The organism is Thermomonas hydrothermalis (assembly GCF_900129205.1).
GTDB lineage: Bacteria > Pseudomonadota > Gammaproteobacteria > Xanthomonadales > Xanthomonadaceae > Thermomonas > Thermomonas hydrothermalis.
This window is the reverse complement of record NZ_FQUK01000023.1, coordinates 14,981-41,477: the sequence shown is the minus strand read 5'-3', so window position 1 is coordinate 41,477 and position 26,497 is coordinate 14,981. Positions and strand designations below refer to the sequence as shown.

Genomic DNA, 26,497 nt, shown 5'->3' with positions numbered 1-26,497 from the left:
CCGCCGCCCCGCAGACCGGACAGGCCAGCCGGGCCGTATCGCACGACACCTCGAAGTGGATCGCCCCCTCATCCGGACGAAACGACACGCTGTCTACCGCCCACGGCGGCGTCAGCCCCAAAGCCTGGGTGAAGAGTTGTTCTTGCATCCGCCAAGGCTGACATCATCCGGCGGCCCGTTCCACACCAGACGCGATGGAGCCTGATCGTCGATGCCCAGGGGCAGGTGGTGGGGGAGGGCTGGAACCGCAACATCCGCGAGCACGATCCCAGCGCCCATGCCGAGATCGTGGCGATGCGCAAGGCAGGGCAGGCGCTGGGCAACCATCGGCTGGTCGGTTGCACCTTGTACGTCACGCTCGAACCCTGCGCCATGTGTGCCATGGCGATGGTGCATGCTCGCCTGAAGCGGGTGGTGTTTGCGGCCTATGACCCCAAGACGGGCGCGGCTGGCAGCGTCTTCGATCTGCTTGCGGATCCCCGCCACAATCACCACGTCGAGGTGTGCGGTGGCGTCCTGGCTGACCTGGCCGGGCCGATGCTAACCGCATACTTTCGCGCCAAGCGTGGGCGCTAGCGCGAGAAGTCGCACACTTCTCACACCGATGTGGCCAGGGCGCGTCGATGCTGGCATGCCAGCCGACGTTAGCGCCGCGGTGAAGTGCCGGCGTTCTGCTGGCGCACCGCCAGTTCCTGATCCAGTTCCAGATCGAAGTTCTGCACCGCCAGACTGACTTCTCGCCACAACGCCACGCTGGCCAGTAACAGGCACAGCACGCCGAGCACGGCGGTGATCGTCGGCAGTGCGCTCAGCCGTGAGGCCAGCAGCGCATCGGCGGCCAGTGCCAGGCTGGTTCCCACGAAGCAGGCCAGTGCCACGTACAGCAGGCGACAGGCCCGCAGGACCAGATGCGCACGCTGGCGATGCCGGCGGATCTGTGCTTCGAGTTTGGCGATATCGGGGTCGTCATGACGCAGCCCAGCGATCAGGCTGCGCAGGCGGTCCACCACCCGCGCCAGACGGGCATTGGCGGAGGTGAGCAGCCCGGCGGTGGCCGTCAGGAAGAACGCGGGCGCCAACATTGCAGAAAGGATGGCGTGATGGCCCAGCGCATTGGCGGCGATCGCGGTGGCGGTTTGCTGGAGCATGCGGCGTCGTCTTATCGGCAAGCCGGTATCATGCCGCTACCTGCGATGACATGCGAGATCATGAGTACCGACGACCTGCCACACAACCGGCTGATCTGGATCGATCTGGAGATGACGGGCCTGGATACTGGGTGCGACTCCATTCTGGAGATCGCCACGGTGGTGACCGATGCCCAGCTCAACGTGCTGGCCGAAGGCCCGGCACTGGCGATTGCCCATCCGCTGGCCACGCTTGAGGCGATGGACGACTGGAATCGCAATCAGCACCGTAAATCCGGGCTATGGGACCGGGTGCTGAGCGAAGGGGTACCGATGGCGGAGGCGGAGGCGCAGACCCTGGCGTTTCTGCAGGCCTGGGTGCCGGCGGGTGCCTCCCCGATGTGCGGCAACTCGATCTGCCAGGACCGACGTTTCCTGCACCGCCTGATGCCGACCCTGGAAGCCTATTTCCACTACCGCAATCTGGACGTCAGCACGATCAAAGAGCTGGCCAAACGCTGGGCGCCGCAGGTGCTGGCCGGGTTCCAGAAAGAATCCGCCCACACCGCGTTGAGCGACGTGCACGACTCGATCGCAGAGATGCGCCACTACCGCGCCCATTTTGCGGCCCTGGCCGATCCGTCCAGCAACGCTTGATCGGTACCCGCCCTGCGCCTTCAACTGGCGTTGGTCGGAGGCGGCGTTGGGTAATGCAGATGCAGGTCGCGCTGCGGGAAGGGGATATGGATGCCGTTTGCGGTGAGCACGTCGCGCACGGCCTCCACCACCTGGCTGCGCGCGTCCATGTAGTCCTCGTTGCGGGCAAAGGCGTACAGGGTCAGGGTGATGCTGCTGTCGGCCAGCGCCATCACGCGCACCACCGGTGCAGGGTCGTCCACGATCAGCGGGTTGTCACGGGCGATCTGCAGTAACAACGTGCGCGCCAGTTTCAGGTCATCGTCATAGCCCACACCGACGCTGACCTCCATCCGGCGCAGTGGCAGCATCGAGTAGTTGATGATCTGAGTGGTGGTGATCTGGCTGTTGGGCAGGATCACTACCCGATGGTCGAAACTGCGCAGCCAGGTCTGGAAGACCCGGATTTCCTGGACGATGCCTTCCTGCCCGCCGATCACCACATGATCGCCGGCGCGGAACGGCCGCAGCACGATCAGCATCACCCCGGCAGCGATATTGGACAGGGAGTCCTTGATCGCCAGCCCCACCGCCAGACCGGCGGCGCCGAGCATGGCGAGCATCGACGTGGTGGGGATGCCGAGTGCCGTCAGCGCAGTGACGATCACCAGCACCAGCATCACCGCATAGGCGATGTTGCGCAGGAAGCCGCCCAGGGTGGGATCGACATTGGCTCGAGCCAACACCCGGTCCAGGGCATTCGACAATCGGCGCACCAGCCAGCGGCCGATCACGAAGATCGCAATCGCCGCTAGCAGCCGCAGGCCCCAGGTTTCCAGCAGGTTCAGCCAGTCGATCCCGCGCACGTCCTTGATCAGGGTGACGGCTTCGTGGCGGGTGGCCTCGGTGGCAGGGGCGAACAGCGACAGGGCGGCGAGCATGCGGTTTCCGTCAGGGGCATCAGTGTGCCCGGCCTGGCGAGCAGGCCGGGCACAGGGGTTTTTCAGCCTGCTTTGGCCTTGGCCAGCGCCAGCCAGGTGTCGACCACCGTGTCCGGGTTCAGCGACACCGATTCGATGCCCTGTTCCATCAGCCACTGCGCCAGATCCGGATGGTCGCTGGGGCCCTGACCGCAGATGCCGACATATTTGCCTTTCTTGCGGGCGGCGGCGATGGCCATGGCCAGCATCTTCTTCACGGCCGGGTCGCGCTCATCGAACAGACCCGCGACGATGGCGCTGTCGCGATCCAGCCCAAGGGTGAGCTGGGTCATGTCGTTGGAGCCGATCGAGAAGCCGTCGAAGATCTCCAGGAATTCCTCGGCCAGCAGGGCATTGGACGGGATTTCGCACATCATGATGATCTTCAAACCGTGCTCGCCCTGCACCAGACCGTTCTCGCGCAGGACGTCAATGACCCTGCGGCCTTCGTCCAGCGTGCGTACGAACGGGATCATCACCCACACGTTGTCCAGCCCCATGACCTCGCGCACGCGCTTGACCGCCACGCATTCCAGCGCGAAGGCATCGCGGAAGCCCGGATCGACATAGCGGGAAGCGCCACGGAACCCGATCATCGGGTTCTCTTCGTGCGGTTCATAGCGTTGACCGCCGAGCAGGTTGGCGTATTCGTTGGACTTGAAGTCGGACAAGCGCACGATCACCGGTTTCGGGTACACCGAGGCGGCGATGGTGGCAATGCCTTCCTTCAGACGCTCGATGTAGAACTCCACCGGGCTTGCATAGCCCTTGATGCGCTCGTCGATCTTCGCCCGGGTGGCTGCATCCTGTCGGTCATACTCCAGCAGCGCCTTGGGGTGCACGCCGATGTGGCTGGCGATGATCATCTCCAGCCGTGCCAGGCCGATGCCGGCATTGGGCAGCATGCCGAAGTCGAATGCCCGCTCCGGGTTGGCCACGTTCATCATGATCTTCAGCGGCGCCGGCGGCATGTTGTCGAGATCGGTCGTGGTGCGCTCGAAGGGCAGGGCGCCGGCATAGATATAGCCGGTGTCGCCTTCGGCACAGCTCACGGTCACCGTATCGCCGTCGCGGATGGTATCCAGCGCATTGCCAGTGCCGACCACCGCCGGCACGCCCAGCTCGCGCGCGATGATCGCCGCGTGGCAGGTGCGGCCGCCACGGTTGGTGACGATGGCGGCGCTGCGCTTCATCACCGGCTCCCAGTCGGGGTCGGTCATGTCCGCCACCAGCACATCGCCCGGCTGCACCTTGTGCATGTCGTCGAGCGTGCGCACTACCCGGGCGGTGCCGACGCCGATCTTGTGACCGATGGCGCGGCCCTCGGCCAGGACCTGACCGCGGGCCGACAGGGTGTAGCGTTCGATCTGGGTGGCATGCGCGCGCGACTTCACGGTTTCCGGGCGCGCCTGCAGGATGTACAGCTTGCCGGTATTGCCATCCTTGCCCCATTCGATGTCCATCGGGCGGCCATAGTGCTGCTCAATGATCAGGGCCTGGCGGGCGAGTTCATGCACATCCGCGTCGGTGAGCGAGAAGCGGTCGCGCAGCTCGGCGGGCGTTTCCTCGGTACGCACGCGTTCGCCCGGCACATCGGAATAGACCATGCGCAGCTGCTTGCTGCCCAGCGTGCGGCGCAGGATCGCCGGCTTGCCCGCTTTGAGGGTGGGCTTGAAGACGTAGAACTCGTCCGGGTTCACTGCACCCTGCACGACCATTTCACCCAGACCGTAGCTGGCAGTGATGAACACCACGTCGCGGAAGCCGGATTCGGTGTCGAGGGTGAACAGCACGCCGGATGCGCCAACATCGGAACGCACCATCAGCTGGATACCAGCGGACAGGAATACGTCCTCGTGCTTGAAGCCGTGATGCACGCGATAGGCGATCGCACGGTCGTTGTAGAGGCTGGCGAACACTTCCTTGACCTTGCGCACCACGTCATCGGCGCCGGTCACGTTGAGGAAGGTTTCCTGCTGGCCGGCGAAGCTGGCATCAGGCAGGTCTTCGGCGGTGGCGGAGGAGCGCACGGCCACGGCCACATCCTGCTGGCCAGCGTCAGCACACAGTCGCGCATAGGCTGCGCGGATATCGGCTTCAAGGTCTGGCTGCAGCGGAGCCTCCACCACCCAGCGACGGATTTCAGCACCGGCGTGGGTCAGCGCCTGCACGTCCTCGACATCGATCGCTGCCAGTCGGTCGTAAATACGCTGGTGCAGATCATTGTGGGCGATGAAGGCCTTGAAGGCATCGGCGGTGGTGGCAAATCCCCCCGGAACCGAGACGCCAAGACCGGATAGCTGACCGATCATTTCACCCAAGGATGCGTTCTTGCCGCCGACCTGGGCGAGGTCGGTCAGGCGTAGCTCATTCAGCCAAAGGACATTGGGATGCGAGGCGGGGCGGGTCAAGGCAGGCTCCGTAGACACAGCGCAAGGGCGCGGAAGTCCGGTATTTTAGCCTGCCTGCCGATGAGGATTGCCGATGGCCACAGCCCGCCCCGTGTTCTTTGTCTCTGATGGCACCGGCATCACCGCCGAAACCATCGGACATAGCCTGCTGACCCAGTTTTCCGGCATCAAGTTCGTGACCGACCGGCTACCGTTTGTCGATACCCTGGACAAGGCGGTGGACGCCGCTGAGCGCATCCGGAGTGCCGGTGAGCAGGCCGGCGTTCGCCCGATCGTGGTCAGTTCCTGTGTCGATCCGGCCTTCACGGCTGCACTGGCAGGCAGCGGGGCGCTGATGCTGGATATCTTTGCGCCGTTCATCGAACCGCTGGAGCGCGAGCTTGGCCAGACCCGGCAGTCGCGGGTCGGATATGCGCATGGCATCGTGGATTTCGAGACGTATCACCGCCGCATCAACGCCATGAACTATGCGTTGGCGCATGACGACGGCGCACGGTTGGATTACAGCGATGCCGATCTCATCCTGGTGGGCGTCTCGCGCGCAGGCAAAACACCGACCTGCGTGTACCTGGCTTTGCATTACGGTGTCCGGGCGGCCAACTATCCGCTGACGCCCGAAGACCTGGAAAGCGAGCGTTTGCCGGCCGTGCTGCGCCAGCACCGGCACAAGCTGTTTGGCCTCACCATCGATCCGATCCGGCTGCACCAGATCCGTCAGGAGCGGCGCCCGGATTCGCGCTATGCCCAGCTCGACACGTGCAAGCGGGAAGTGGCGCAGGCAGAGGCGATGATGCGGCGGGAGGGCATCGAGATGCTCAGCACCACCCATGCGTCGATCGAGGAAATCGCCAGTCGCATCCTGGAGGCGCTGGACATCAACCGCGAGATGTTCTGATGGGGCAAGGCAAAGAAGCGCGGCCGTGACCGTCCCAGCCTGCGCCTGGAACCTGCGCACGTCAATCCTGCCGGCGCCGGCCAAGCGCATGTAGGATGACCCCATGGCCAAGCTCTCCACCCAACACCGGCGCATTCCCAGCCTCAGCCGCTTCGGCTGGCTGATGGCGCTGTATGCGGAGAATCATGCGCGTCTGCAGCGCCTATTCGATGCTGGGCATCTCCCGGTCGGGCAATACCTGTCTTCGATCGGCGATGGCCTGGACATCCGCCTGGACGTGGTGGAGCGTCACGCCTATACCAGCGAGCTGCGATTGAGCTACGACCTGATCGATCCGCAGACCGGACTGGCGGATCCGTCTGCCCATCTGCGTCTGTATCGCGACGCCCGTCAGCTGGAGGCCACGCACTGCTACGCCGGGCGACGCTGGCAGGATGTGCTGGGGTTGTTCCCGCCGCCGGAGCGACTGCTCGACCATCGTCTGCGCATGAACACGTTTCTAGGCAAGTGGCTGCAATACCTGGCCGAGCAGGGGCACGGCCAGGCCACGCTGCGGCGCTTGCCAATGCCTGTTGGCGATGCGCTGACCTGCGCTGATGTGGGTAGGTGAACGGAGATGCAAAAAAATCCGAAAAAACACTTGACGGGTTCCCGTCTGACCGCCAAAATGCGCGCCTCTCCAGCCCGTGGGGCCATAGCTCAGCTGGGAGAGCGCCTGCATGGCATGCAGGAGGTCGCCGGTTCGATCCCGGCTGGCTCCACCACTTAATTCGCTTCAAAGCCTTTTCGCGTCCCCATCGTCTAGAGGCCTAGGACACAACCCTTTCACGGTTGCGACCGGGGTTCGAATCCCCGTGGGGACGCCATTTTTTCATCGGAACTTGTAATCCGTTCGTGAACTGACCCCGCCAGTGTGGCGGGGTCAAGTTTTTTCTCGACCAACGAAAGCAGTAGTCTGCGTGCGTCGTTTCCACGTCTGCCAAGGTCGTGGCGGTGCCGATCGTGCGTGTGCGCCGCCCCCGGATATGTGCCGAGCTCGATCCACAACGACATGCCGGCTTTCCAAGCCGGCAGAGTCGCTTGCATCGATCGATATGACTTAAGCGTCCTTGTTGTGCCGACGCAGCAGGCGCTGTTTCTCGCGGTTCCAGTCACGCTCTTTGCTGGCTTCGCGCTTGTCGTGCAGCTTTTTGCCACGGGCCAGCGCCAGCTGAGCCTTGACCTTGTTGCCTTTCCAGTACAGGGCGGTGGGGATCAGCGTGTAACCGTCGCGCTGGGTGCGCCCGATCAGCATATCGATCTCGCGCCGGTGCATCAGCAGCTTGCGGGTGCGGCGGTCATTGGCGATGACGTGGGTCGAGGCCTGAATCAGCGGCGTGATCTGTGCACCGACCAGGAACAGCTCGCCATTCAGCGGCACCGCATAGGCGTCGCCGATGTTGGCGCGTCCGGCCCGGATGGCCTTCAGCTCCCAGCCCTGCAGGGCTAGCCCAGCCTCGAACGTCTGTTCGAAGCTGTATTCATGACGGGCCCGCTTGTTGAGGGCGATGGTGCCGCCGCCGTTTGGCGTATCCTTGCCGGTCTTCTTGCTCATGTGTGCATTGTCGCCGATCCTGGCCCGGTTGCGGGTCTGTCAGGCCTACAGGATTCTTCAAGATGCCCGTCATTCAGCGTAGCGCGCTGGTCGAACACTCCGCCCGCCGCATGTTCGATCTGGTCAACGATGTGTCTGCCTATCCCCGCCGCTTCGACTGGTGCCACGCCGCGCAGATTCTGGAGCAAGGGCCCGACTACATGCTGGCGCGGTTGGATCTGGGGGTGGGCGGGTTCCATACCTGGTTCACCACCGAAAACCGGCTCACTCCACCGCATCACATCGATATGACCCTGCGCGATGGGCCATTCCGGCATCTGCATGGCCGCTGGGAGTTCCATGCGCTGGATGAATGCGCCTGCAAGGTCGTGCTGCGGCTGGATTTCGAGCCGCAGCACCTGCTGTTGGGCCCGGCCCTGCAGCTGGGCATGCAAAGCCTGGCCGACAAAATGGTGGATGATTTCGTGCGCGAGGCAGATCGGAGCAGCGTCTGATGCGGGTACAACTGGTGCGCGCCCGGGCCGGGCGATTCGAGACGGTCACGGTCGAGCTTGCCGAGGGCGCCTGCGTGGCCGATGCGCTGTCGAAAGCCGGCTGGACGTTGGATCAGACCTGGGTGGCGCTTGCGGTGTACGGGATGGCGGCCGAGCCCGCGACCCCGTTGCGCGATGGCGACCGGGTCGAGTTGCTGCGACCGCTGCAATGTGATCCGAAGCAGGCCCGGCGGCGCCGGGCACAGGCGCGGCGGGCCGTGCGGGGTTAACCGCCGCGGCGCCTTCTCTTGTCTTTGTCCTTGTCTTTGGCCAGATTGGGGCCAAAGAAACGGATGGCGTTGTCAGCCAGCATCTTGTCCTGCTCAGGGAAATATTCGCCTTCCCAGCGGGCCAGTTGACCGTTTTCAAACCACAGGGTCATGGTCTTGACCACCGGCGCGCCGGTGCGGCCGATGCGTTGGCTGGCCACATAGTCCCAGCGGTTTTGATGGAACGGATCACGGATCGACGGCGTTCCCAGCAGCATCATCACCTGGCGCTGATCCATGCCGGCCTGGAGCTGATCTACCGCGGTCTTTTCCAGCAGGTTGCCCTGGAAAATCGGTTGCCGGTAGATCACCCCGCAGCCGCTGACGAGCAGGGTGGCCAGGACGAGAGGAAGCAGTTTGCGCATCGGCAGGACCGGATGGATGAGTGGCATGGAGTGCCGATGATACACTCACACGCATGTGCCACGCCCGGTGTCGGTCATCAGGCATGCGACATTCACCTACGGTTGCGCCTGGTGCCTGCGGCGATGCCCGTCAATGCGGTGGGGCTGCTGGCGAAAGCGCACCACGAACGGTCGGGATGCGCGTGGGCCAGGTATGAGGGAGAACTTCGATGGCGCCGGATCTTCGCAAGGCAGGACTCAAGGTCACCCATCCACGGCTGCGCATCCTGGAACTGCTGGAGCATGCCAAGCCGCGGCACATGACCGCCGAGGACATCTACAAGCAGCTACTGGCCGAGGGTGAGGACATCGGTCTGGCCACGATCTATCGGGTGCTGACCCAGTTCGAGGCCGCGCATCTGGTGCTCAAGCACAACTTCGAAGGCGGTACTGCGGTCTATGAGCTGGACCGCGGCATGCACCATGACCACATGGTCGATGTCGATACCGGCAAGGTGATCGAGTTCCAGAGCGAGGAGATCGAACGCCTACAGCAGCAGATCGCCGAACAGCACGGCTACGAGCTGGTCGATCACGCCCTGGTGCTGTACGTGCGCAAGAAGCCCTGACGCCACCCGTTTAGAACCAGACCCGAACGCCGGCTACCCAGCCGTGGGTCTGGGTCGGCGCACCTGCGGCACGCACAAACCCGGAACTGTTGCCGTGATGTGCTTTCCACGCGTAGCCGAGATAAGGCGCGAACTCGCGGCGGATTTCATAGCGCAGCCGCAGCTCGGCCGAGGTTTCCACAAGCCCGGTGCCGACTTGGCGTGCTGGATCGTCGTGGCCGGACAGCACCGCTTCCACGCGCGGCTGCAGGATCAGTCGGTTGGTCAGCAGCAGGTCGTATTCAGCTTCGGCCTGCAGCAGGCTGCGGCCACCACGACCAAGGTAGGCAGTGACCTGCACTTCGAACTTGTACGGCGCCAGGCCCTGCACGCCCAACGCCAGCCAGTCGCGGGCAGGGCCATGTCCGCGGTCGTGACGAACACCCACCAGGACATCCCACCAGGCATCCAGCGGCCGCCCCCACAGGGCGTCGAGGTGGCCGTCTGTCGCGCCGTGGCGGCGTGCTCCTTCGCTGCGCAGCCAGAGCCGGCCACGGTCATGTCCGACCCAGGCCTTGCCCGCCCAGGTCAGGGTGTCATCCTGGGTGGACTCCAGACGATCGGCCTGCACCATCCACACCAGCGGATCGCCATGCGCGTGGGCTGCGTGAAGCACCGGAAAAGCCGCAACGCGGTCAGCATCCGTCAGTGGCGGAACCTGATAGGTGCCCGGCGCGGGGTGGGCCGCCATCGCGCGATGTGCCGCGTGCGGATCGGTCTGGTCTTCGTCCGTGGCCTTCGCCGGCGCCGCGCGCACGTCCTGCGCGGCCTTAGGCGCGTGCATCGCGTGATGGTCGTGGGTCTGTGCGCCAGCAGTGCCCAGCCACAGCGTCAGCGGGAGGAGGGGCCAGGCGCGCATGGTCATTCATCCACCCGCACTTCACGCATCATGCCGCTTTCCATGTGCAGCAGCATGTGACAGTGGAAGGCCCAACGGCCCAGCGCATCGGCGGTGACGCGGACACTGCGTTTGGTGCCTGGCGGCACGGAGACGGTGTGTTTGCGGACCAGGAACTGGCCGTGTTCGTCCTCGAGGTCGCTCCACATGCCATGCAGATGAATGGGGTGCTCCATCATCGTGTCGTTGACCAGCGTGATGCGCACGCGCTCGCCATAACGCAGCCGGATTGGCGCGGCGTCGGCAAAGCGGATGCCATCGAAGCCCCAGGTGAAGCGCTCCATGTTGCCGGTGAGGTGCAGCTCGATGGTGCGCGACGGTTCGCGGTCGTCGGCCGGGGGCTGCAGGCTGTGCAGGTCGGCGTAGCGCAGCACCCGGCGGCCATTGTCACGCAGGCCGATGCCAGGGTCATCCAGACGTGGCACAGGCATCATGGTTTGCATGTCCACATCCGGGTTGCCGGTCTCACTGGCGGGGTGGCGCTGCATGGCGCTGCCGTGCGTTCCGTGATCCATCCCGGTCATGGCCATTGCCGCGCCGCAGGTCATCTCGCCCACTTTGCCGTGTCCACCGTGGCCCATGTCGTCCATCGTCAATCGCGGACGTGGGTCCAGGACAGGGATATCGGCCTGCATGCCAGGACGTGGGGCAAGGGTGATCCGGGTGTAGCCGCTGCGATCCATCGCCTGGGCGAATACGGTATAGGCCGCATCGTCCTGCGGTTGCACGATCACATCGAACGTTTCCGCCGGCGCGATGCGGAACTCGTCAATGTCCACCGGTTGGATCGGTTGCCCGTCGGCGGCCACCACGGTCATCGTCAAGCCGGGGATCCGTACATCGAAAAACGTCATCGCCGCACCGTTGATGAAACGCAGGCGGACTCGCTCACCGGGCGTAAACAGCGCGGTCCAGTTCTGTGCGGCGGTATGGCCGTTGGCCAGGTAGGTGTAAGTGTGACCGTTGACATCAGCCAGGTCGGTGGGGCTCATCCGCATCGCGCCCCAGGCCTTGCGATCGGCCAAGGTGGCGTGCAGGCCCATGGTTCGGACATCGCGGAAGAAATCACCGACCGTGCGCTTGTAAAGGTTGTCGTAGTCGCTGCGCTTTTTCATCCGCGCCAACAGGCGGTGCGGCGGGAGGTCGGTCCAGTCCGACAGCAGCACCACGTAGTCGCGTTCACAGGCCAGCGGATCGGGGCCGGACGGGTCGATGATGATGGCCCCCAGCAGGCCGGCCTGTTCCTGCAGGCTGGAATGGCTGTGGTACCAGTAGGTGCCGCTCTGGCGCACTTTGAACTGGTACAGATAGTCGCCACCGGGTGGGATGCCATCGAAGCTCATCCCCGGAACGCCGTCCATGTTGGCCGGTAGCAGCAGGCCGTGCCAATGGATCGAACTCGTTTCCGCCAGCGTGTTGCGCACGCGGATGCACACGGTGTCGCCTTCGCGCCAGCGCAGGATCGGGCCGGGAAGGCAGCCATTGACGGTGAATGCCGGCACGGTTCGGCCGGTGATGTTCACTGGAGTGCGGCCAATGACCAGGTCGAACCGGTCGCCATGGAGCACAGCGGGCTGCGCGGCGAAAGGCGTGGCCCACGCCGGGCGCCGCCATAGCCCAAGTCCGAGCGCCGCACTCCCCAGCGCAAGCCCTTGCAGGAGGCGACGACGGATAGGGTCTGGGGACGTGGGCATCTTCAGTCGTCCAGCAGACGCGCCGGATAGTTTTCCTCGGCTAGTGCGCGGATGGCAGCCTCCGCGCTGAAGTTGCCTTCGGCACGCACTTCGCCCTTGGACAGATCCACCTGGACCGAGGCGTTCGGATCCAGTGCCTGCAGGGCGGCAGTGATGGCGCGCACGCAATGCTGGCAGTGCATGTTTTCGACATTCAGTCGCATCAGCAGACTCCGGTTGCAGATACCAATAGTGTCCGATAATCCATGGCCGTCAGGTCAAGCGGCCTGGATCGGCACCTGCGGATGCGTATGCCGCGGCAGTGCCAGGGAGATCACGGCAGCCAGGGCGATAAATCCGGCCGACCACCACAGGCAGGCCACCAGGCCCGCATGCTGGAACACCCAGCCCGACAGCACTGTCCCCAGCAGACGCCCCATGGCGTTGGCCATGTAATAGAAGCCGACATCCAGCGATACGCCATCTTCGCTGGCGTATTCGACGATCAGATAACTGTGCAGGGCGGAATTGAGGGCAAACAGTACGCCAAACAGCGCCAAGCCACCGATCAGCACAGCCTCGGCGTTGCGCCCCTGGTGCAGGGCCAGCGCCATTGCCACCATTTCGGCGCCCAGGAGGGCCGCCCAGACGAATGCCGTGCGGCCATCCGGCAGAGGCTTGCCGCGCCGGTTGATCAGCCACGGCGCCAGCGATTGCACCAGCCCGTAGCCGATCACCCAGGCGGCCAAAAACCCGCCGACCTGCCAGAAATCCCAGCCCAGCCGGTCATACAGAAACACCGGGAGTGCCACCACAAACCAGACGTCGCGCGCGCCAAACAGAAACAGCCGTGCGGCCGACAGCAGGTTGATCGCCCGGCTCTTGGAGAAGATGTCGCGGAACTTTGGTTTGGCTTTGGCCTTGCCGAGGTCGCGCTTGAGCAGCCACACGCTGGCAAGCCCGATCAGGAGCAGGGCTGCGGCCATCACTGCGACGGCCGCGCGGAAGCCCAGCCAGGCCAGCAGTGCGCCGCCGAGGAAAAACCCCACCCCCTTGAGCGCATTTTTCGATCCGGTCAGCGCCGCCACCCAGCGGAACAGGGCCCCCTGCCGGTCGGCCGGAACCAGCCCCTTGATGCTGCCCTTGGCGCTCATTTTGTTGAGGTCCTTGGCGATTCCCGAGAGCGCCTGGGCGGCCATCACCCAGGGCACGCTCAGCGCCGCTGGCGGCACCAGCAGCATCGCCAGTGCCACCACCTGCAACAAAAGGCCGATGTTCATGGTGCGATTGAGGCCAATCCGCGCCCCCAGCCAGCCTCCGACCAGGTTGGTGATGACCCCGAACACCTCGTAGAACAAGAACAGCAAAGCCACCTGCAACGGGCTGTAGCCAAGCTGGTGGAAATGCAGCACCACCAACATGCGCAGGGCGCCATCGGTCAGGGTGAACGCCCAGTAGTTGCCGGTGATCAGCAAGTACTGACGAACCTCGGCGGGTAGGCGCGACAGCATCCGGCTCACTCCGCGCTACCGACCAGCTGCACCAACTCGACGCTGCGGTTGGCGTAGCCCCACTCGTTGTCGTACCAAGCGTAAATCTTCACCTGGGTGCCATTGATCACCAGGGTGGAGAGGGCATCGACGATGCTTGAGCGCGGGTCATGCAGGAAGTCGATCGACACCAATGGCCGCGTCTCATAGCCGAGGATGCCTTTCAGCGGGCCTTCGGCCGCCGCCTGCAGCAGTGCGTTGACTTCTTCGACGCTGGTCGGGCGGGCGACCTCGAACACGCAGTCGGTGAGCGAGGCATTGGTGAGCGGCACCCGCACCGCATGGCCATTCAGCCGCCCTTTGAGTTCCGGGAAAATCTCTGCGATGGCCGTGGCCGATCCGGTGGACGTGGGAATCAGGCTGCTGCCACAGGCACGCGCACGACGCAGATCTTTGTGCGGCGCATCCACGATCACCTGGGTATTGGTCAGGCTGTGGACGGTGGTCAGACTGCCGTGTCGAATCCCGATGCCTTCATGGATGACCTTGACCACCGGTGCCAGGCAGTTGGTCGTGCACGAGGCCGCCGAGACGATGCGATGCACGGCAGGATCGAAGCGGTGGTGGTTGACCCCCATCACCACATCCAGTGCGCCGGGCGATTTCACCGGTGCGGTGACCACCACCCGCTTCACCCCCTGGTCGAGATACGGCTGCAGCAAATCCGGTTTGCGGAATTTGCCGGAGGCTTCCAGCACCACATCGCAGCTGGACCAGTCGGTATCGGCAAGCGCTTTGTTGCGACTGACCGGGATCGACACTCCGTCGATCGTGATGGCCTGGTCGGTGGCGCCGATGTCGCGCTGCCAGTGCCCCTGCACTGAATCGAAGCGAAGCAGGTGGGCAAGCGTGGCCGGATCACCGGCGGGGTCATTGATCTGCACGAACTGCAATGCCGGGTTGTCCCAGCCGGCGCGTAGAGCCAGCCGACCGATGCGGCCAAATCCGTTGATACCGACGCGAATCGTCATGGGGGGCTTCCTTCTTGGGCAGATGAGGGGACGAGGGGGCGAACCTTGGGGCCGTCAGCACCGGGCCTGGCAAGCTGCAGTGGCCGTCAGGCAGTTGGGCTCACCGCTGTGCTGGCAGCAATCGCGGGTGAGAAAGTCGATCAATGCCTGGACGGTTGGCAGCTGGGGGCGGTAGCGCACATGCCGACCGCACGGCTCGGCGGTCACCAGACCAGCGGCACGCAGGGTTTTGAGGTGAAACGACAGGGTGGCGCCGGGCAACGACAGCGCCTGAGCCAGTTCGCCGGCCAGCTGGCCGTCTGGCCCGGCCTCGATCAACCTGCGGAAGATCGAAAGGCGGGTGGGGTGTCCCAGCGCCGCCAGCGCGCTGGTCGCGGCATTCATTTCCATCATTCCAGAATAGTGGTTTGATGGAATCCTCTCAAACCCGGATGAAACTTCGATGACAGTGGTTTGATGACATCTCCCAACAAGGCTGACAATGCTTGCCCTGTCACGACTCGATCACTATGACCACTGAATCGACCTCGACCTCACTCCGGCTGGAGATCACCGGGATGACCTGCGCGTCCTGTGCGGCCCGGGTGGAACGGGCGCTGCGCAAGGTGGAAGGCGTGCGCGAGGCCAGCGTCAATCTGGCGACAGAGACCGCAACCGTGGTGGCGGAAGCAGGTGTGTCCACGGATGCACTGGTGCAGGCGGTGGAACGGGCAGGCTATGGGGCGCGACGGCATGTCGAAGCCACACCCTCCGCCGCTGCCAGCAGTGCCGGGCACGAAACCCGGTCACTGTGGTGGGCCGTGCTGCTGACGCTACCGCTGGTTGCGCCGATGCTGCTGATGCCGTTCGGCGTGCACTGGGCGTTGCCAGGCTGGGTGCAGTGGCTGTTGGCAACGCCTGTGCAGTTCTGGTTGGGCGCACGGTTTTACCGCGCCGGATTCGCGGCGCTGCGGGCACGCAGCGGCAACATGGATCTACTGGTGGCGCTCGGCACCAGTGCGGCGTACGGGTTGAGCGTGTATCACCTGCTGCAATCGAACGGGCAACACGACGCGCCGTTGTATTTCGAATCGTCTGCCGTCGTCATCACCCTGGTGTTGCTGGGTAAATGGCTGGAAGCCCGGGCCAGACGGGAGGCGGGCGAGGCGATCCGTGCCCTGCAGACGTTGCGACCGGAGACGGCGCGGGTGGTACGCGCAGGCGTGGAAACCCAGGTTCCAATCGAGGCAGTCAGCGTCGGCGATGAAGTGGTGGTGCTGCCCGGTGAGCGCATTCCGGTGGACGGGGTGGTGCTGGAGGGGCGTAGTCAGTGCGACGAGTCCCTGCTCAGCGGCGAGTCGCTGCCGGTGCCCAAGGGCCCTGGCGATCGGGTGACGGGTGGGGCACTGAACGGCGAAGGTCGATTGCGCATCCGCACGCATGCAGTTGGTGCTGAATCGGTGTTGGCGCAGATCGTTCGCTTGGTCGAAGACGCGCAGGCCCGGAAGGCGCCGGTACAACGCATCGTGGACAAGGTCAGCGCAGTCTTCGTGCCGGTGGTGGTGGCGTTGGCCGTGCTGACCCTGCTGGGCTGGGGGCTGCTCCGTGGCGACTGGACCCAGGCGTTGCTCAATGCCGTGGCGGTTCTGGTGATCGCGTGTCCGTGCGCGCTGGGGCTGGCGACGCCGGCGGCGGTCATGGCCGGAACCGGAGTGGCAGCCCGCGCTGGCATTCTGATTCGGGACGTGGAAGCACTGGAAACCGCCCGTCGATTGCGCACGGTGGCATTCGACAAGACTGGCACGCTCACTGTTGGGCGGCCCGTGCTGATGCAGTGCCGGGCGCTGGACGGCGATGAAGAGGCACTGCTGGCCCTGGCGGCTGGCCTGCAGCAGGGCAGCGAACATCCGCTGGCCCGAGCAGTGCTTGATGCCGCGCGTGCCCGTGGCATCACCGCCCCCGCACTCACCGACATCGCCGCGGTCGCAGGACGCGGGGTGCAAGGTCGGAATGGGCCGCACCGGGTGGTGCTGGGACATGGCCGCTGGATGGCCGAACTGGGCATCGATATGACGCCGGTGCAGCCTTGGGCCGATGCCGCAGCGCAAAGTGGCCAGACCGTGTCCTGGCTGGCAGAGGATGCCGGGCAGGGCTGGCGGGTCCGTGGTCTGCTCGCATTCGGGGATGTGCCCCGCCCGCAGTCGGCACAGGCAATTGCGGCGCTGCGTGCGATCGGCGTTCAGCCGTTATTGCTTTCCGGGGACAGCATCGCGGCCGTGCGCGCCCTGGCCGCCCAGATCGGACTGGCCGAACACGAAGTGCATGCCGAGCTGCTGCCGGAGGACAAGCTGCGCATCATCCGGGCGCTGGCTGCGCAAGGTGTCACCGGCATGGTCGGCGATGGCCTCAACGATGCCCCGGCACTGGCTGCCGCACAGGTCGGGTTTGCCATGGGCAGTGGCACCGAGGTGGCCATGCATGCGGCCGCCATCACCCTGATGCGACCGGACCCGCGGCTGGTGGCTGATGCCATCGACATTTCCCGGCGCTGTGTCGGCAAGATTCACCAGAATCTGTTCTGGGCCTTCCTCTACAACGTCATCGGCATTCCACTGGCCGCCGCCGGCATGCTGGATCCGATGATTGCCGGTGCGGCGATGGCCCTGTCCAGCGTCAGCGTGGTCAGCAATGCCTTGCTGCTGCGGCGCTGGACACCCAGGGCACATGACGGGCTGTCAGGCAACGACTGACCGAGGCGCACACGCGGCGATCCCCGACGCGATACCGAGCGCATGCCCGATCCCGTGCCAACTCACGGCACGGCAGGCTGACGGCAGGTTCCATGCGAATGCGTGCCATGCATCATGCTCGCCTGCTGCCGTATCTGCTGCTGAGTCTGACCGTCCCGGTGCAAGCCGGCCAGCTATACCGCTGCCTCGATCGGGCGAACGGTGTGACCTATCAATCCCAGCCGTGCGCCCATGGGCAGCGGACCGACCGGGTCATCGCGTACACGCCCGACCCGCCAGTCGTGCCCACCGCCCGTGCTGACAACCCAGGCGCGCACACGGCGCACCCGCGCGCGGCCCGCACCGGGTCTAGCTTGCGGCCGATACGGTTACGCCATGCCCCGACGCGACTGACGACCGCCGCTGACCGCTGCCGCGCCGCCCACGCCAAGCGCCAGGCAGCCCTGGAGCGGCTGGGGCTACGTCGAACGTTTGCCCAGCTGAGCCGGCTGGATGCGCAGGTGCGCGCTGTTTGTGGTGGCTGAGCCCGTTCAACGATGACTGCCGGTGCGTGCCGTGTGCGGGATATCACGCCAGTGCTCTAACGGATATCCGGCATCCGCCAGCAGCTGGCGCGCATGCGCACGATCGGCTGCGCTCACCTGCGGGGTGCGGGAAAACAGCCAGGCGTAGTCACGGGCATCGCGCGCCACCAGCATTGCTCCGTAATCGGCGCGCAGCCAGACCACTTTATATTGCGACTTGAAGGGGCCGAACACACGCACGTCCCACACCGCATTGCCGGTGCCCGGACGCACCGTGGCGGGCGCTTCGGTGTGCCGGCGTGGCCCGTCGGCGCGTTTCTCGTGGAAGGTGAGGGTAGTCAGGATGCTGCCGTCATCGCGCAGCGTGTAGGTCTGCACGGCATTCCAGGCGTGGCGCTCGAACGGGGTGGGGATGCCGCCGACCAGATACCAGCTGCCCATGAAGCGCGGCAGATCGAGCTGGGCCACCGCCGGAATGGGTGGCAGGCGGGCGGCGGCCTGGGCGCAGGAAAACACCAGCGTGAGCCACAGCATCCGCCAGCGGGTCAGCCTTCTGGACATGCTGGCTCAGCGCTTGGCCCGCTCGAACAGGTAATGCGACACTAGCTATTCCTGGCCATCGGCGTAACCGAACAGCTCGGCACAGGCCATCCAGAACATCCGCCAGCGCTGGTACCACAGGCCGGCCGCGTCGCCGTAGGCCTCGCGCAGGATCGCCATCACCTCGTCACGATGCGCGTCCTGCTGTTGCAGCCAGTGGTTGGCCGTCTTCTCGTAGTGGGTGCCGTCTAGCAACCATTGCTGGCGGATGTGCAGTGCGTCCTGGAAATGCAGCAGGGTGTCGGCCGCCGGCATCAGGCCGCCAGTGAAGAAGTGCCGGCCCATCCAGTTGTCTTCGCCCTGCGTCTCGAACGGGTAGAGCAGGGTGCGGTGCGCGAAGATGTGCACGAACAGCCGGCCGCCCGGGCGCAGCCAGCTGCCGATGCGCCCCAGCAGGCGCTCGTAATTGCGCATGTGCTCGAACATCTCGATCGACACGCAGCGGTCGAAGGCGTCCGTCGGCAGCTCCAGTGCGTTCACGTCACGGGTCAGCACGCGCACGTTCTCAAGCCCGCGCTCGCGACAACGGGCTTCGATGAAGCCACGCTGGCCGTTGGAGTTGGACACTGCGGTGATGCGGGCGTTCGGGAAGCGCTCGGCCATCCACAGCGTCAGCGAGCCCCAGCCGCAGCCCAGCTCCAGAATGTCCTGGCCGTCGGCCAGCCCGGCGCGTTCGCAGTACAGCGCCAGCATCGCCTTCTCCGCCTCGCCCAGCGTTTCGTCGCCGCGCGGGTAGTAACAGCAGGAATACTTCAACCGTGGGCCGAGGCACCGGGTGAAAAACGCCGGCGGCAGTTCGTAGTGCTGGGCATTGGCGGCCTCGGTTTCGATCGCAAGCGGGCTTTCCCGTAACGCAGCAAGCCGCGCACGCTGGCGCGCCGACTGGGCTTCCACGCCGCCGGCCAGTTCTTCTTTCAGGCGCTGTTCGCACAGGCGGCGGATGCCGGCGCGGATCAGGGCATCCGGCAGCCAGCCGCGTTCGGCCAGGCCCAGCAGACCCGGAGCGGGCCGGTCGCGGGGCAGTTCGTCGTGTTGCAGGGTGACCACGGACATGGGCGCTCCTTTCAGTGTCAGGATTTGGGAAACCAGGGGAACAGCATCGGGGTGCGGCGCTGGTAGTCCCGGTAGTCATCGCCCCGCGTGCGCAGGGCCTGCTGTTCAGTGAACGGAATGCCGCTCAGGTAGCGCAGGAACAGATACATCACCACCGGCCCCAGCCAGCCCAGCCAGGCCAGCGGGCTGCCAATGGCGGCGATGGCGTAGCTGAACCAGTGCAGCCATTCAAAGAAGTAGTTGGGGTGCCGCGAGTAGCGCCACAACCCGCTGCGACAGGTCTTGCCGCGGTTGGCCGGATTGGCGCGGAAACGTGCCAGCTGTGCATCTGCCAGCGCCTCACCGGCAACCGAAAACAGCCAGATCAGCGCCGCCGCAGCGAGCTGCCAGGTCGCCGGGGCGGGATGCGCGGCCACCGCCGCCAGCGGCAGTGCGAACAGCACCACCAGCAGTGCCTGGAACTGGAAAAAGCCGAAGAACATTGCCTGGCTGCCGTGCCAGTGCTCGCGCAAGGCGCGGTAGCGGCCGTCCTCGGGTTCGCTCCGCACGCGTGCCCACAGGTGCAGGGCCAACCGCAGCGCCCAGGCAGTGCCCAGCACGCCCACCAGCAGGCGGGCGGATAGCGCACCGGTGCCGGTCGAGGCCAGCACCAGTGCGGCCATGCCCAGCCCTGCCGACCACAGCACATCGACGATGCCGGCGTTGCTGCGCCGACGCTGCCAGATCCAGCCCAGCACCATCATTGCGGCCGCCAGCAGCCAGATCAGCAGGACTTGTTCGCTCAGACGCATGATGCACCTCGTCAATGTCAGGGTTGTAGGCCGCGCCGGGCACGCCAGGCGAGCAGCGGCATCGCCACTGCCCAGCCTGCCGCCAGTGCCAGCAGGCTCTGCCAGTGCGGCTGGGCGAACTCGACGACGTGCCAGCCGCGCGCGGCGCCGAGATAGGCCAACGGGCCGCCGATGGCTCCCAACACCGCGGCCAGCAGTAGGCGCCGATGCAGGTAGCCCAGCAATGGCACCACGCACAGGGAAAACGCCAGCCACAGCGTCAGGATCCACAGCGGCACGCCATGTGCCGGGGCTGCTGCGTAGTCCAGCAGGCCGGTGCGCACCCACAGGGTTTCCAGCACCAGACCCAGGCCCACGCCGAGCAGCGCCAGCCGGGCTTCCAGCAGGCGATGCGATGACACCCACAGCCGCCACAGCGCAAACAGCACAGCCGCGATGACACCCGGCCACCACAGGCCGTGGCCAGCACCGATCACCGCTGCAAACCAGACGGCCTGATACCCCAGCAGGGTCAGCCAGACGGTCATGCCGCCTCCGCTCCGGGCGGGCGCCAGCCGGGTTTGGCCAGCAACAGATGCGCCACGCCCAGGGCGCGCTCGCGGAACCCGCCTTCGCAATAGGCCAGATAGAACTCCCACATGCGAATGAAGCGTTCGTCATACCCCTGTGCGCGCACTGCCGGCAGCTGGGCGAGGAAGCGTTCCCGCCAGGCCTGCAGGGTGCGGGCGTAGGACAGCCCGAAATCTTCCAGCCCCACCAGCGCCAGATCGCTGCTACGGGTCTTGGCCGCCAGCATGGCGTTGATCGAGGGGATGAAGCAGCCCGGGAAAATGTGCCGCTTGATGAAATCGACCGAAGTCAGCGCCTGTTCGTAACGGTGATCCTCGATGGTGATGGCCTGCACCAGCGCCAGCCCGTCCGGCTTGAGCAGCCGCCCGATCTGGCCAAAGTAAGCGGGCTGATACTCGGCGCCGATGGCCTCGATCATCTCGATCGACACCAGCTTGTCGTACTGGCCGGTGAGGTCGCGGTAGTCCGATTGCAGCAGGGTGATGCGGTCGCCAAGCCCGGCGGCCTGCACGCGTTGACGCGCCAGCGTGTACTGCTCGTGCGAGATGGTGGTGGTGGTGACGCGGCAGCCGTAGTGCTTGGCGGCGTGCACGGCAAACCCGCCCCAGCCGGTGCCGATCTCGATCACATGATCGTTGGGGTCTAAGTTCAGCTTGCGGCAGATCAGATCCAGCTTGCGGGTGGAGGCCGACTCCAGCGTGTCATCGGCACCAGCCCAGTAAGCGGAGGAGTACATCATGTCCTCCGACAGGAACAGCCGGAAGAAATCGTTGCCGAGGTCGTAATGGGCGGCGATGTTGCGCCGGCTGCCCGAGCGGGTGTTGCGGCGGAGCAGGTGGATGGCCTTCATCGCCAAGCCGCCCAGCCGCGCGCTGCCGGTTTCCATGCCATCCAGCAGGTCGCGGTTGCGCACCAGCAGGCGCACCAGGCCCACCAGGTCACTGCAGCGCCACAGGCCGTCCATGTAGGCTTCGCCCGCGCCGACGCTGCCATGGGTGGCGATTGCCCGGTAGAAACCGGGGTCGAGCACCTCAAGGGTCACTTCAAGCCCACCTTCGGCAGAACCCAGGATGACGTTGCCGAGCGCATCACGCAGCACCAGCCGGCCATGCGAAAGGCCAGTCAATCGTTCCAGCAGGCGCTGACGCAGGAAGCGGTCGAATGCGCTAAACCGCGGGGCAGCCTCCGTTTGGATGAGAGCATTCACGGGCGATCTCCAGACAGTCGGGGATGTTCATGAAAAGGCGTGCGCTTCAGCCACAGCCGCAGCGCCTGCCAGTAGATGGCGGCCACCACCTGGGTGGTCATCAGGGGATAGCGCCACAGCACGCGGGCCAGTGCCGCGCCGGTCAGTGGGCGGCGGTGCAGGGTCAGATGGGCGTCGAACTCGCGCGACTGACCGTCGAACACGTCCATGTGCACATGCAAATCCTCCGCGGGCACACTGAAACGCCAGTCATAGCGGCGCGCCATGCCAATGAAGGGGGAGACGTGGAAGGTCTTGTCGAACCGCCAGTGCAGGCTGCGGCCATGCCGGGTGGCCCATGCGACCGGCAGCACGTAGGCATGGCGTTCCAGCCAGGGGGTATTGGTGATCTCGGCGACGATGCTGTGCAGGGTCTCGCCATCGGCGTCGAAGCAGTAGTAGAAGCTGACCGGGTTGAAGATCAACCCGGCATAACGCAGATGTGTCAGTAGCCGCACCGGGCCAGCCGGGCGCTCGCCGGTGGCGGTCTCGACGCGATCCTTCACGGCTTCTTTGAGTGGGCGCTCCGGCGGGCCAAGGAAATCCGACCGACGGAACTCGGCCAGTGCGCGTCGCGTCGCCGACCACAGCCAGCGCCCACGAAACACCGTTTCCAGCTCATCGAGATCCAGATACAGCTGTGCCATCCGGTATTCGAACGCATGCGGACGCGGCAAGTGGCGACGATGCCGGACCGTGCCTTCGTACACTGCGCTGCACAGGTGCGTGCTCATTGCGAACTCCCGTCCTCGGGCCAACGGACGCCCAGGCCGGCGGCGACTTCGACGGCGCTCCTCATGCCGTCCTCATGGAAGCCCCAGCCCCAGTAGGCGCCTGCAAACCAGGTGCGACGTACTCCCTGGATCAGGCCTTTGCGCCGTTGCGCCGCGACCGACGCCGGGGTGTAGACCGGGTGCTGGTAGTGCAGGCAGCGCAAAACCTTGGCCGGGTCGATGGCCTCGCTGCGGTTCAAGGTGACCACGAACGGCTCGGGTGACTGCAGGCCCTGCAGCAGGTTCATGCAGTAGCTGACCGTGCAGGGCGCGTCCGGGGTGCCGGGCACGTAGGCGTTCCAGGCGGCCCAGGCTTTGCGATTGCGTGGTAGCAGGCGGGCATCGGTATGCAGCACCACGTCGTTGGGCTGGTACGCGATGGCACCCAGGATGTCGCGCTCGTCGGGGGTGGCATCCGTCAACAAGGCCAACGCCTGGTCGCTGTGGCAGGCCAGCACCACCTGATCGAAACGCTCACCCTGCATTTCCGCACTGTCGATGACCACGGCATCGGCCTCGCGCCGGATCCGGTGCACTGGGCATTGCAACCGTTCCTGCACCTGCCAGCGCGCACGCATGGCCGCCACGTAGGTGGAGGACCCGCCGCAAACCACTCGCCATTCGGGACGGCCGCTGATCTGCAGCATCTGGTGGTTGGCCATGAACTGCACCAGATAGCGCACGGGAAACTGCAGGATCTGGTGGGGTGGCGAAGACCACAGGGCCGAGGCCATCGGCACCAGGTGATCATCGCGGAAGGCCTGGCCGTAGCCGTGTTCATCCAGCCATTCACCAATACCAGGCCCCGGGCCGTCGCCATCCAACAGGCTGGGGGCTTGCCGGTAGAACCGCAGCAGGTCGCGCAGCATGCCCCAGAACCGCGGCGAGAGCAGATTGCGGCGTTGGCAGAACAGCGTATCCAGCGAGGTGGCGTTGTATTCCAGCCCGGTGCGCGCGTTGTGCACCGAGAAACTCATGGTGGTGGGCTGGCTGGCCACGCCGAGCTGGTCGAACAGGCGCGTGAGCAAGGGATAGTGCACCGGGTTGTGGACGATGAAGCCGGTATCCACCCGGTAACGCCGTCCGGCCTGCTCCACGTCGTGGGTATGGGTATGCCCGCCCAGATAGTCATTGGCCTCAAACAGCACCACCTCATGCCGGGCCGAGAGCAACCAGGCGCTGGCCAGACCAGAAATGCCGGATCCGATCACTGCAATCCGCATGGTCAACGCTCCACCCGTTCCAGCACCCAGGCGGGCACCGGTTTGAGATCACGGATCAGCCCAAGCAAGGCCAGCAGTTTCAGACCGTACCAGGTCAGGTCGATCTCCCACCAGTAAAACCCTTGCCGGGCACTGCTGGCATAGAAATGGTGGTTGTTATGCCAGCCCTCGCCGAAGGTCAGCAGTGCGAGCCAGAGGTTGTTGCGGCTGTCGTCGGTCGTTGCAAAGCGCCGACTGCCGAACCGGTGCGCCAGCGAGTTGATGGTCACCGTGGCATGAAACAGCACCACGGTCGAGACAAAAAATCCCCACACCAGCAGCTGTGGGCCGCTGGTATTGAGCGCCGGAGCGAAGCGGGCCAGCAGCGCACCCAGCCCGTACAGGCTGGCCGCCAGCGCCAGCGGCACCACGACATCGAAGCGGTCAAGCCAGCGAAGCTCTGGGAAACGCGCCAGATCCGGCACCCGGTTGAAGTCGGTCGCAAATGCTTCCTTGGTCAAAAACCACCCCATGTGGCTACGCCAGAAGCCGTAGCGCGGCGAGTGCGGATCCTGCTCGGTATCGGCATAGCGATGATGGTGCCGATGGTGTGCGGCCCACCACAGCGGCCCACGTTGCACAGCGCTGGCGCCAAGCAAGGCAAAAACGAACTGCACCGGCCGTGAGGCGCGAAACGTCCGATGGGAAAAATACCGGTGATAGAAGGCGGTAATGGCAAACATCCGCACCACATACAGCACAGCGGCCACCACCACCGCCGTTGGCGAGATGCCCACCCAGAGCACGCCCAGGCAGCCCAGATGCAACCCGATGAACGGGATCACCCGTGGCCAGTCGATCCGCCGGTCGCCCTGGCCGTCTTGCGTGGGAATGGCACTGGTATCAAACCACTGTCGCAGCCAGCGCATGGCGGATCCAACGGGGTGAGGCGAGCGGCGGGGTGAGTCCAGAGGCATCGCAGACGTCCTGTGTGTACGTCGAGCTTACGGCATGGGGGCCAGACTGGATGCATGGGCGGCGTCGGTTGCGGTGTGGGACTGCATCCATACGCGCGCAGGCTGCGTAAGGGAGATGACATTTCAGACCGGCTTCGATTTACCATGCCTGCACCCAACCGCCACGGAGACCTGTCGCCATTCGAGGCGACCCGCGCCATGAGCTCCCTGGACAACGTCCACGCCGCAGCGATCGACTGGGGCACGCAGATGCAGGCGGTGGCGCTCCGGCGTGACCGCGATGCGTTCATGCGGATCTACGATCACTTCGCGCCGCGTGTCCGGCTGTACCTGCGTGGGCTGGGCGCATCGGAGGCGACTGCCGATGAGCTGGCACAGGAGGCCATGCTGCGGCTTTGGCAGCATGCCGCCAGCTATGACCCCAGCCGCAGCCAGGTGTCCACCTGGTTGTTCCGAATCGCCCGCAACCTGCATATCGACCGCCTTCGTCGCGAGCGCCAGTGGCAATCCGTCGATGAAGAACTCGCCCCGGAGCCAGAGGAAGAAGCGCAGTCACCCGGCTTCTCCACCGCTGAAAGCTATGCCGCGCACGTCGATCTGAACGAACGGATCGAGCGCCTGTCTGCACTACAAGCCCGACTGATCCGCATGTCCTATCTGGAAGCCAAATCCCACCAGGAAATCGCCGACGAGCTCGGTATGCCGCTGGGCACGGTCAAATCCACCATCCGGCGGGCATTCATCCGCCTGCAATCCAGCTTGCGGGGTGAGGCATGACACCGCGCCACCATCTCGATCCCGCCACTCTGGTCAGCCGCGCTGCCGGTGCGCTGTCACCGGAGATGATGGCCGTGGTCGATACGCATCTGGAAGGCTGCCCCTACTGCCGCCAGCAACTGGCGCGGGCGGAACGGGTGGGCGGGGTGCTGCTCAACCAGCGTCAACCTGCCGGCGCCGGTGATACGCGCCACGACCAGCTTCGTCAGGACATGCTGGCACGCCTCCAGGACACGACGCCGGTTGCACCATCGCCGCGAGAATCAAGCACGAATCGGCCCGCTGTTGATGCGTTGCCACGCCCGCTGCAGCCCTATTTCGGCCGGCGTTGGAGTGATCTGCGCTGGCGCTGGGTCGCCCCCGGCGTCCACATGATCCGCGCCCCTGAAGTCAGCGGCCACACTCTGATTCTGCTCAAGATTGCACCTGGCAAAAGCATGCCGATCCACAGCCATGGCGGCAGCGAGCTGACCCAGATCCTCAAGGGCGCCTATGACGATGAACTCGGCCACTTCGGCCCTGGCGACATCGCGGATCTGGACTGTGAGGTCGAGCACCAGCCGGTGACTTCGCCAGGGGTGCCTTGCATCTGCGTGGCGGCGCTCGACGGGCCGTTGGTTTTCCGTGGCTGGTTGGCGCGCAAGCTGCAGCCGGTGGTTGGCCTTTGATCGGCCTGCATACGGTTGCCTGAACGACAACAGGCCCG

Annotated in this window: 28 protein-coding genes, 2 tRNA genes and 2 pseudogenes; 13 read left to right on the top strand and 19 right to left on the bottom strand. The window is 65.3% G+C overall.

Annotation, left to right across the window (positions count from 1 at the left end; genetic code table 11):
- Window positions 1-198 precede the first annotated feature (198 nt).
- Window positions 199-576: pseudogene (gene tadA, locus BUA29_RS07745) on the top strand (tRNA adenosine(34) deaminase TadA); the annotation flags it as partial.
- 68 nt (window positions 577-644) lie between these two features.
- On the opposite strand, the gene BUA29_RS07740 reads toward tadA, so the two are convergent.
- Window positions 645-1,148 carry a DUF2721 domain-containing protein gene (locus BUA29_RS07740; protein ID WP_072756036.1) on the bottom strand — a complete coding sequence of 168 codons (504 nt, stop codon included), beginning with the start codon at window positions 1,146-1,148 and terminating at the stop codon, window positions 645-647.
- 60 nt (window positions 1,149-1,208) lie between these two features.
- Here BUA29_RS07740 and orn point away from each other — a divergent pair, with 60 nt between their 5' ends.
- A complete protein-coding gene (gene orn / locus BUA29_RS07735) occupies window positions 1,209-1,784 on the top strand; it encodes an oligoribonuclease (protein WP_072756035.1) in 576 nt (191 codons plus the stop codon).
- 50 nt (window positions 1,785-1,834) lie between these two features.
- Here the strand turns inward: orn and BUA29_RS07730 are convergent.
- Window positions 1,835-2,704 (bottom strand): annotated as a pseudogene (locus tag BUA29_RS07730) (mechanosensitive ion channel family protein); the annotation flags it as partial.
- Window positions 2,705-2,766: 62 nt separating this feature from the next.
- The gene (gene ppsA / locus BUA29_RS07725) at window positions 2,767-5,154 is read right to left on the bottom strand and encodes a phosphoenolpyruvate synthase (RefSeq protein ID WP_072756033.1); all 2,388 of its coding nucleotides are present in this window, start codon (window positions 5,152-5,154) and stop codon (window positions 2,767-2,769) included.
- Window positions 5,155-5,227: 73 nt separating this feature from the next.
- On the opposite strand from ppsA, the gene ppsR reads away from it, so the two are divergent.
- The 4 genes from ppsR to BUA29_RS07705 all read left to right on the top strand — a co-directional run bounded on the left by ppsR (window position 5,228) and on the right by BUA29_RS07705 (window position 6,915).
- Window positions 5,228-6,049, top strand: a complete 822-nt coding sequence (gene ppsR / locus BUA29_RS07720; RefSeq protein WP_072756032.1) for a posphoenolpyruvate synthetase regulatory kinase/phosphorylase PpsR — start codon at window positions 5,228-5,230, stop codon at window positions 6,047-6,049.
- A 103-nt stretch (window positions 6,050-6,152) separates the two neighbouring features.
- Window positions 6,153-6,659, top strand: a complete 507-nt coding sequence (locus BUA29_RS07715) for a DUF1249 domain-containing protein (protein WP_072756031.1) — start codon at window positions 6,153-6,155, stop codon at window positions 6,657-6,659.
- 78 nt (window positions 6,660-6,737) lie between these two features.
- Window positions 6,738-6,813: transfer RNA gene (locus BUA29_RS07710), tRNA-Ala, on the top strand.
- Window positions 6,814-6,839: 26 nt separating this feature from the next.
- Window positions 6,840-6,915, top strand: a tRNA-Glu gene (locus BUA29_RS07705).
- Window positions 6,916-7,148: 233 nt separating this feature from the next.
- Here BUA29_RS07705 and smpB read toward each other — a convergent pair.
- Window positions 7,149-7,643 carry an SsrA-binding protein SmpB gene (gene smpB / locus BUA29_RS07700; protein WP_072756030.1) on the bottom strand — a complete coding sequence of 165 codons (495 nt, stop codon included), beginning with the start codon at window positions 7,641-7,643 and terminating at the stop codon, window positions 7,149-7,151.
- Window positions 7,644-7,705: 62 nt separating this feature from the next.
- On the opposite strand from smpB, the gene BUA29_RS07695 reads away from it, so the two are divergent.
- Window positions 7,706-8,137, top strand: a complete 432-nt coding sequence (locus BUA29_RS07695) for a type II toxin-antitoxin system RatA family toxin (protein WP_072756029.1) — start codon at window positions 7,706-7,708, stop codon at window positions 8,135-8,137.
- Window positions 8,137-8,406, top strand: coding sequence for an RnfH family protein (locus BUA29_RS07690; RefSeq protein ID WP_072756028.1), 270 nt, complete (start codon window positions 8,137-8,139; stop codon window positions 8,404-8,406). The genes BUA29_RS07695 and BUA29_RS07690 overlap by 1 nt, the downstream gene beginning before the upstream one ends.
- Here BUA29_RS07690 and BUA29_RS07685 read toward each other — a convergent pair.
- Window positions 8,403-8,810: an outer membrane protein assembly factor BamE gene (locus BUA29_RS07685; protein ID WP_072756038.1), complete on the bottom strand. Its 408-nt coding sequence runs from the start codon at window positions 8,808-8,810 to the stop codon at window positions 8,403-8,405. The two genes, BUA29_RS07690 and BUA29_RS07685, sit on opposite strands and share 4 nt — an antisense overlap.
- 209 nt (window positions 8,811-9,019) lie before the next feature.
- Here BUA29_RS07685 and fur point away from each other — a divergent pair, with 209 nt between their 5' ends.
- Window positions 9,020-9,418, top strand: a complete 399-nt coding sequence (gene fur / locus BUA29_RS07680; protein WP_072756027.1) for a ferric iron uptake transcriptional regulator — start codon at window positions 9,020-9,022, stop codon at window positions 9,416-9,418.
- Window positions 9,419-9,428: 10 nt separating this feature from the next.
- Here the strand turns inward: fur and BUA29_RS07675 are convergent, their stop codons facing one another.
- Genes BUA29_RS07675 through BUA29_RS07650 form a run of 6 tightly spaced genes read right to left on the bottom strand, consistent with a single transcriptional unit; the run spans window position 9,429 to window position 14,939 of the window.
- Window positions 9,429-10,316: a copper resistance protein B gene (locus BUA29_RS07675; protein ID WP_178137908.1), complete on the bottom strand. Its 888-nt coding sequence runs from the start codon at window positions 10,314-10,316 to the stop codon at window positions 9,429-9,431.
- A gap of 2 nt (window positions 10,317-10,318) precedes the next feature.
- Window positions 10,319-12,049, bottom strand: a complete 1,731-nt coding sequence (locus BUA29_RS07670) for a copper resistance system multicopper oxidase (protein WP_072756025.1) — start codon at window positions 12,047-12,049, stop codon at window positions 10,319-10,321.
- Window positions 12,050-12,051: 2 nt separating this feature from the next.
- A complete protein-coding gene (locus BUA29_RS07665; protein ID WP_072756024.1) occupies window positions 12,052-12,252 on the bottom strand; it encodes a heavy-metal-associated domain-containing protein in 201 nt (66 codons plus the stop codon).
- Between the two features lie 54 nt (window positions 12,253-12,306).
- A complete protein-coding gene (arsJ, locus tag BUA29_RS07660) occupies window positions 12,307-13,539 on the bottom strand; it encodes an organoarsenical effux MFS transporter ArsJ (RefSeq protein WP_072756023.1) in 1,233 nt (410 codons plus the stop codon).
- A 5-nt stretch (window positions 13,540-13,544) separates the two neighbouring features.
- Window positions 13,545-14,549, bottom strand: coding sequence for an ArsJ-associated glyceraldehyde-3-phosphate dehydrogenase (locus BUA29_RS07655; RefSeq protein WP_072756022.1), 1,005 nt, complete (start codon window positions 14,547-14,549; stop codon window positions 13,545-13,547).
- Between the two features lie 54 nt (window positions 14,550-14,603).
- Entirely contained in the window at window positions 14,604-14,939 is a 336-nt protein-coding gene (locus BUA29_RS07650) for an ArsR/SmtB family transcription factor (RefSeq protein ID WP_072756037.1), read from the bottom strand.
- A gap of 119 nt (window positions 14,940-15,058) precedes the next feature.
- Here BUA29_RS07650 and BUA29_RS07645 point away from each other — a divergent pair, with 119 nt between their 5' ends.
- Together BUA29_RS07645 and BUA29_RS12530 are read left to right on the top strand one after the other, a co-directional pair.
- Window positions 15,059-17,278 carry a heavy metal translocating P-type ATPase gene (locus tag BUA29_RS07645; protein ID WP_072756021.1) on the top strand — a complete coding sequence of 740 codons (2,220 nt, stop codon included), beginning with the start codon at window positions 15,059-15,061 and terminating at the stop codon, window positions 17,276-17,278.
- Window positions 17,279-17,370: 92 nt separating this feature from the next.
- A complete protein-coding gene (locus BUA29_RS12530) occupies window positions 17,371-17,802 on the top strand; it encodes a DUF4124 domain-containing protein (protein WP_084602403.1) in 432 nt (143 codons plus the stop codon).
- 6 nt (window positions 17,803-17,808) lie between these two features.
- Here BUA29_RS12530 and BUA29_RS07635 read toward each other — a convergent pair whose 3' ends face one another.
- From BUA29_RS07635 to BUA29_RS07600, 8 genes are read right to left on the bottom strand one after another with little or no spacing between them, the layout of a single operon-like run.
- On the bottom strand, window positions 17,809-18,363 hold the full coding sequence (locus BUA29_RS07635; RefSeq protein ID WP_072756019.1) for a lipocalin family protein: 555 nt from the start codon (window positions 18,361-18,363) through the stop codon (window positions 17,809-17,811).
- Window positions 18,364-18,408: 45 nt separating this feature from the next.
- Window positions 18,409-19,455: an SAM-dependent methyltransferase gene (locus BUA29_RS07630; protein ID WP_072756018.1), complete on the bottom strand. Its 1,047-nt coding sequence runs from the start codon at window positions 19,453-19,455 to the stop codon at window positions 18,409-18,411.
- Between the two features lie 17 nt (window positions 19,456-19,472).
- Window positions 19,473-20,246, bottom strand: a complete 774-nt coding sequence (locus tag BUA29_RS07625) for a DUF1295 domain-containing protein (protein WP_072756017.1) — start codon at window positions 20,244-20,246, stop codon at window positions 19,473-19,475.
- Between the two features lie 17 nt (window positions 20,247-20,263).
- Window positions 20,264-20,773 carry a DUF2878 domain-containing protein gene (locus tag BUA29_RS07620; RefSeq protein ID WP_072756016.1) on the bottom strand — a complete coding sequence of 170 codons (510 nt, stop codon included), beginning with the start codon at window positions 20,771-20,773 and terminating at the stop codon, window positions 20,264-20,266.
- Complete coding sequence (locus tag BUA29_RS07615; RefSeq protein WP_072756015.1) at window positions 20,770-22,023, bottom strand: SAM-dependent methyltransferase; 1,254 nt, start codon at window positions 22,021-22,023, stop codon at window positions 20,770-20,772. Before BUA29_RS07615 ends, BUA29_RS07620 begins: the two co-directional genes overlap by 4 nt.
- A complete protein-coding gene (locus tag BUA29_RS07610) occupies window positions 22,020-22,796 on the bottom strand; it encodes a DUF1365 domain-containing protein (protein WP_072756014.1) in 777 nt (258 codons plus the stop codon). Before BUA29_RS07610 ends, BUA29_RS07615 begins: the two co-directional genes overlap by 4 nt.
- Entirely contained in the window at window positions 22,793-24,058 is a 1,266-nt protein-coding gene (locus BUA29_RS07605) for an NAD(P)/FAD-dependent oxidoreductase (RefSeq protein ID WP_072756013.1), read from the bottom strand. The genes BUA29_RS07610 and BUA29_RS07605 overlap by 4 nt, the downstream gene beginning before the upstream one ends.
- Window positions 24,059-24,060: 2 nt before the next feature.
- Window positions 24,061-25,014: an acyl-CoA desaturase gene (locus BUA29_RS07600; protein WP_425443771.1), complete on the bottom strand. Its 954-nt coding sequence runs from the start codon at window positions 25,012-25,014 to the stop codon at window positions 24,061-24,063.
- A gap of 144 nt (window positions 25,015-25,158) precedes the next feature.
- Between BUA29_RS07600 and BUA29_RS07595 the strand changes: the two genes are divergently transcribed.
- The gene (locus BUA29_RS07595) at window positions 25,159-25,791 is read left to right on the top strand and encodes a sigma-70 family RNA polymerase sigma factor (protein ID WP_072756011.1); all 633 of its coding nucleotides are present in this window, start codon (window positions 25,159-25,161) and stop codon (window positions 25,789-25,791) included.
- Window positions 25,788-26,459: a ChrR family anti-sigma-E factor gene (locus tag BUA29_RS07590; protein ID WP_072756010.1), complete on the top strand. Its 672-nt coding sequence runs from the start codon at window positions 25,788-25,790 to the stop codon at window positions 26,457-26,459. Before BUA29_RS07595 ends, BUA29_RS07590 begins: the two co-directional genes overlap by 4 nt.
- The last annotated feature ends 38 nt before the right edge of the window (window positions 26,460-26,497 follow it).

What these genes read in the sequence shown, in the direction of transcription:
- ppsR (WP_072756032.1), top strand. Translation starts at nt 5,228, where the DNA reads ATGGCCACAGCCCGCCCCGTGTTCTTTGTCTCTGATGGCACCGGCATC.
- BUA29_RS07590 (WP_072756010.1), top strand. Translation starts at nt 25,788, where the DNA reads ATGACACCGCGCCACCATCTCGATCCCGCCACTCTGGTCAGCCGCGCT.
- BUA29_RS07595 (WP_072756011.1), top strand. Translation starts at nt 25,159, where the DNA reads ATGCCTGCACCCAACCGCCACGGAGACCTGTCGCCATTCGAGGCGACC.
- BUA29_RS07655 (WP_072756022.1), bottom strand. Translation starts at nt 14,549, where the DNA reads ATGACGATTCGCGTCGGTATCAACGGATTTGGCCGCATCGGTCGGCTG.
- BUA29_RS12530 (WP_084602403.1), top strand. Translation starts at nt 17,371, where the DNA reads ATGCGAATGCGTGCCATGCATCATGCTCGCCTGCTGCCGTATCTGCTG.
- BUA29_RS07635 (WP_072756019.1), bottom strand. Translation starts at nt 18,363, where the DNA reads ATGTCCAGAAGGCTGACCCGCTGGCGGATGCTGTGGCTCACGCTGGTG.
- BUA29_RS07620 (WP_072756016.1), bottom strand. Translation starts at nt 20,773, where the DNA reads ATGACCGTCTGGCTGACCCTGCTGGGGTATCAGGCCGTCTGGTTTGCA.
- BUA29_RS07645 (WP_072756021.1), top strand. Translation starts at nt 15,059, where the DNA reads ATGACCACTGAATCGACCTCGACCTCACTCCGGCTGGAGATCACCGGG.
- smpB (WP_072756030.1), bottom strand. Translation starts at nt 7,643, where the DNA reads ATGAGCAAGAAGACCGGCAAGGATACGCCAAACGGCGGCGGCACCATC.
- BUA29_RS07715 (WP_072756031.1), top strand. Translation starts at nt 6,153, where the DNA reads ATGGCCAAGCTCTCCACCCAACACCGGCGCATTCCCAGCCTCAGCCGC.
- orn (WP_072756035.1), top strand. Translation starts at nt 1,209, where the DNA reads ATGAGTACCGACGACCTGCCACACAACCGGCTGATCTGGATCGATCTG.
- BUA29_RS07625 (WP_072756017.1), bottom strand. Translation starts at nt 20,246, where the DNA reads ATGCGTCTGAGCGAACAAGTCCTGCTGATCTGGCTGCTGGCGGCCGCA.
- BUA29_RS07610 (WP_072756014.1), bottom strand. Translation starts at nt 22,796, where the DNA reads ATGAGCACGCACCTGTGCAGCGCAGTGTACGAAGGCACGGTCCGGCAT.
- BUA29_RS07600 (WP_425443771.1), bottom strand. Translation starts at nt 25,014, where the DNA reads ATGCCTCTGGACTCACCCCGCCGCTCGCCTCACCCCGTTGGATCCGCC.
- BUA29_RS07670 (WP_072756025.1), bottom strand. Translation starts at nt 12,049, where the DNA reads ATGCCCACGTCCCCAGACCCTATCCGTCGTCGCCTCCTGCAAGGGCTT.
- arsJ (WP_072756023.1), bottom strand. Translation starts at nt 13,539, where the DNA reads ATGCTGTCGCGCCTACCCGCCGAGGTTCGTCAGTACTTGCTGATCACC.
- BUA29_RS07690 (WP_072756028.1), top strand. Translation starts at nt 8,137, where the DNA reads ATGCGGGTACAACTGGTGCGCGCCCGGGCCGGGCGATTCGAGACGGTC.
- fur (WP_072756027.1), top strand. Translation starts at nt 9,020, where the DNA reads ATGGCGCCGGATCTTCGCAAGGCAGGACTCAAGGTCACCCATCCACGG.
- BUA29_RS07740 (WP_072756036.1), bottom strand. Translation starts at nt 1,148, where the DNA reads ATGCTCCAGCAAACCGCCACCGCGATCGCCGCCAATGCGCTGGGCCAT.
- BUA29_RS07665 (WP_072756024.1), bottom strand. Translation starts at nt 12,252, where the DNA reads ATGCGACTGAATGTCGAAAACATGCACTGCCAGCATTGCGTGCGCGCC.
- BUA29_RS07650 (WP_072756037.1), bottom strand. Translation starts at nt 14,939, where the DNA reads ATGGAAATGAATGCCGCGACCAGCGCGCTGGCGGCGCTGGGACACCCC.
- BUA29_RS07630 (WP_072756018.1), bottom strand. Translation starts at nt 19,455, where the DNA reads ATGTCCGTGGTCACCCTGCAACACGACGAACTGCCCCGCGACCGGCCC.
- BUA29_RS07675 (WP_178137908.1), bottom strand. Translation starts at nt 10,316, where the DNA reads ATGCGCGCCTGGCCCCTCCTCCCGCTGACGCTGTGGCTGGGCACTGCT.
- BUA29_RS07605 (WP_072756013.1), bottom strand. Translation starts at nt 24,058, where the DNA reads ATGCGGATTGCAGTGATCGGATCCGGCATTTCTGGTCTGGCCAGCGCC.
- BUA29_RS07695 (WP_072756029.1), top strand. Translation starts at nt 7,706, where the DNA reads ATGCCCGTCATTCAGCGTAGCGCGCTGGTCGAACACTCCGCCCGCCGC.
- BUA29_RS07685 (WP_072756038.1), bottom strand. Translation starts at nt 8,810, where the DNA reads ATGCGCAAACTGCTTCCTCTCGTCCTGGCCACCCTGCTCGTCAGCGGC.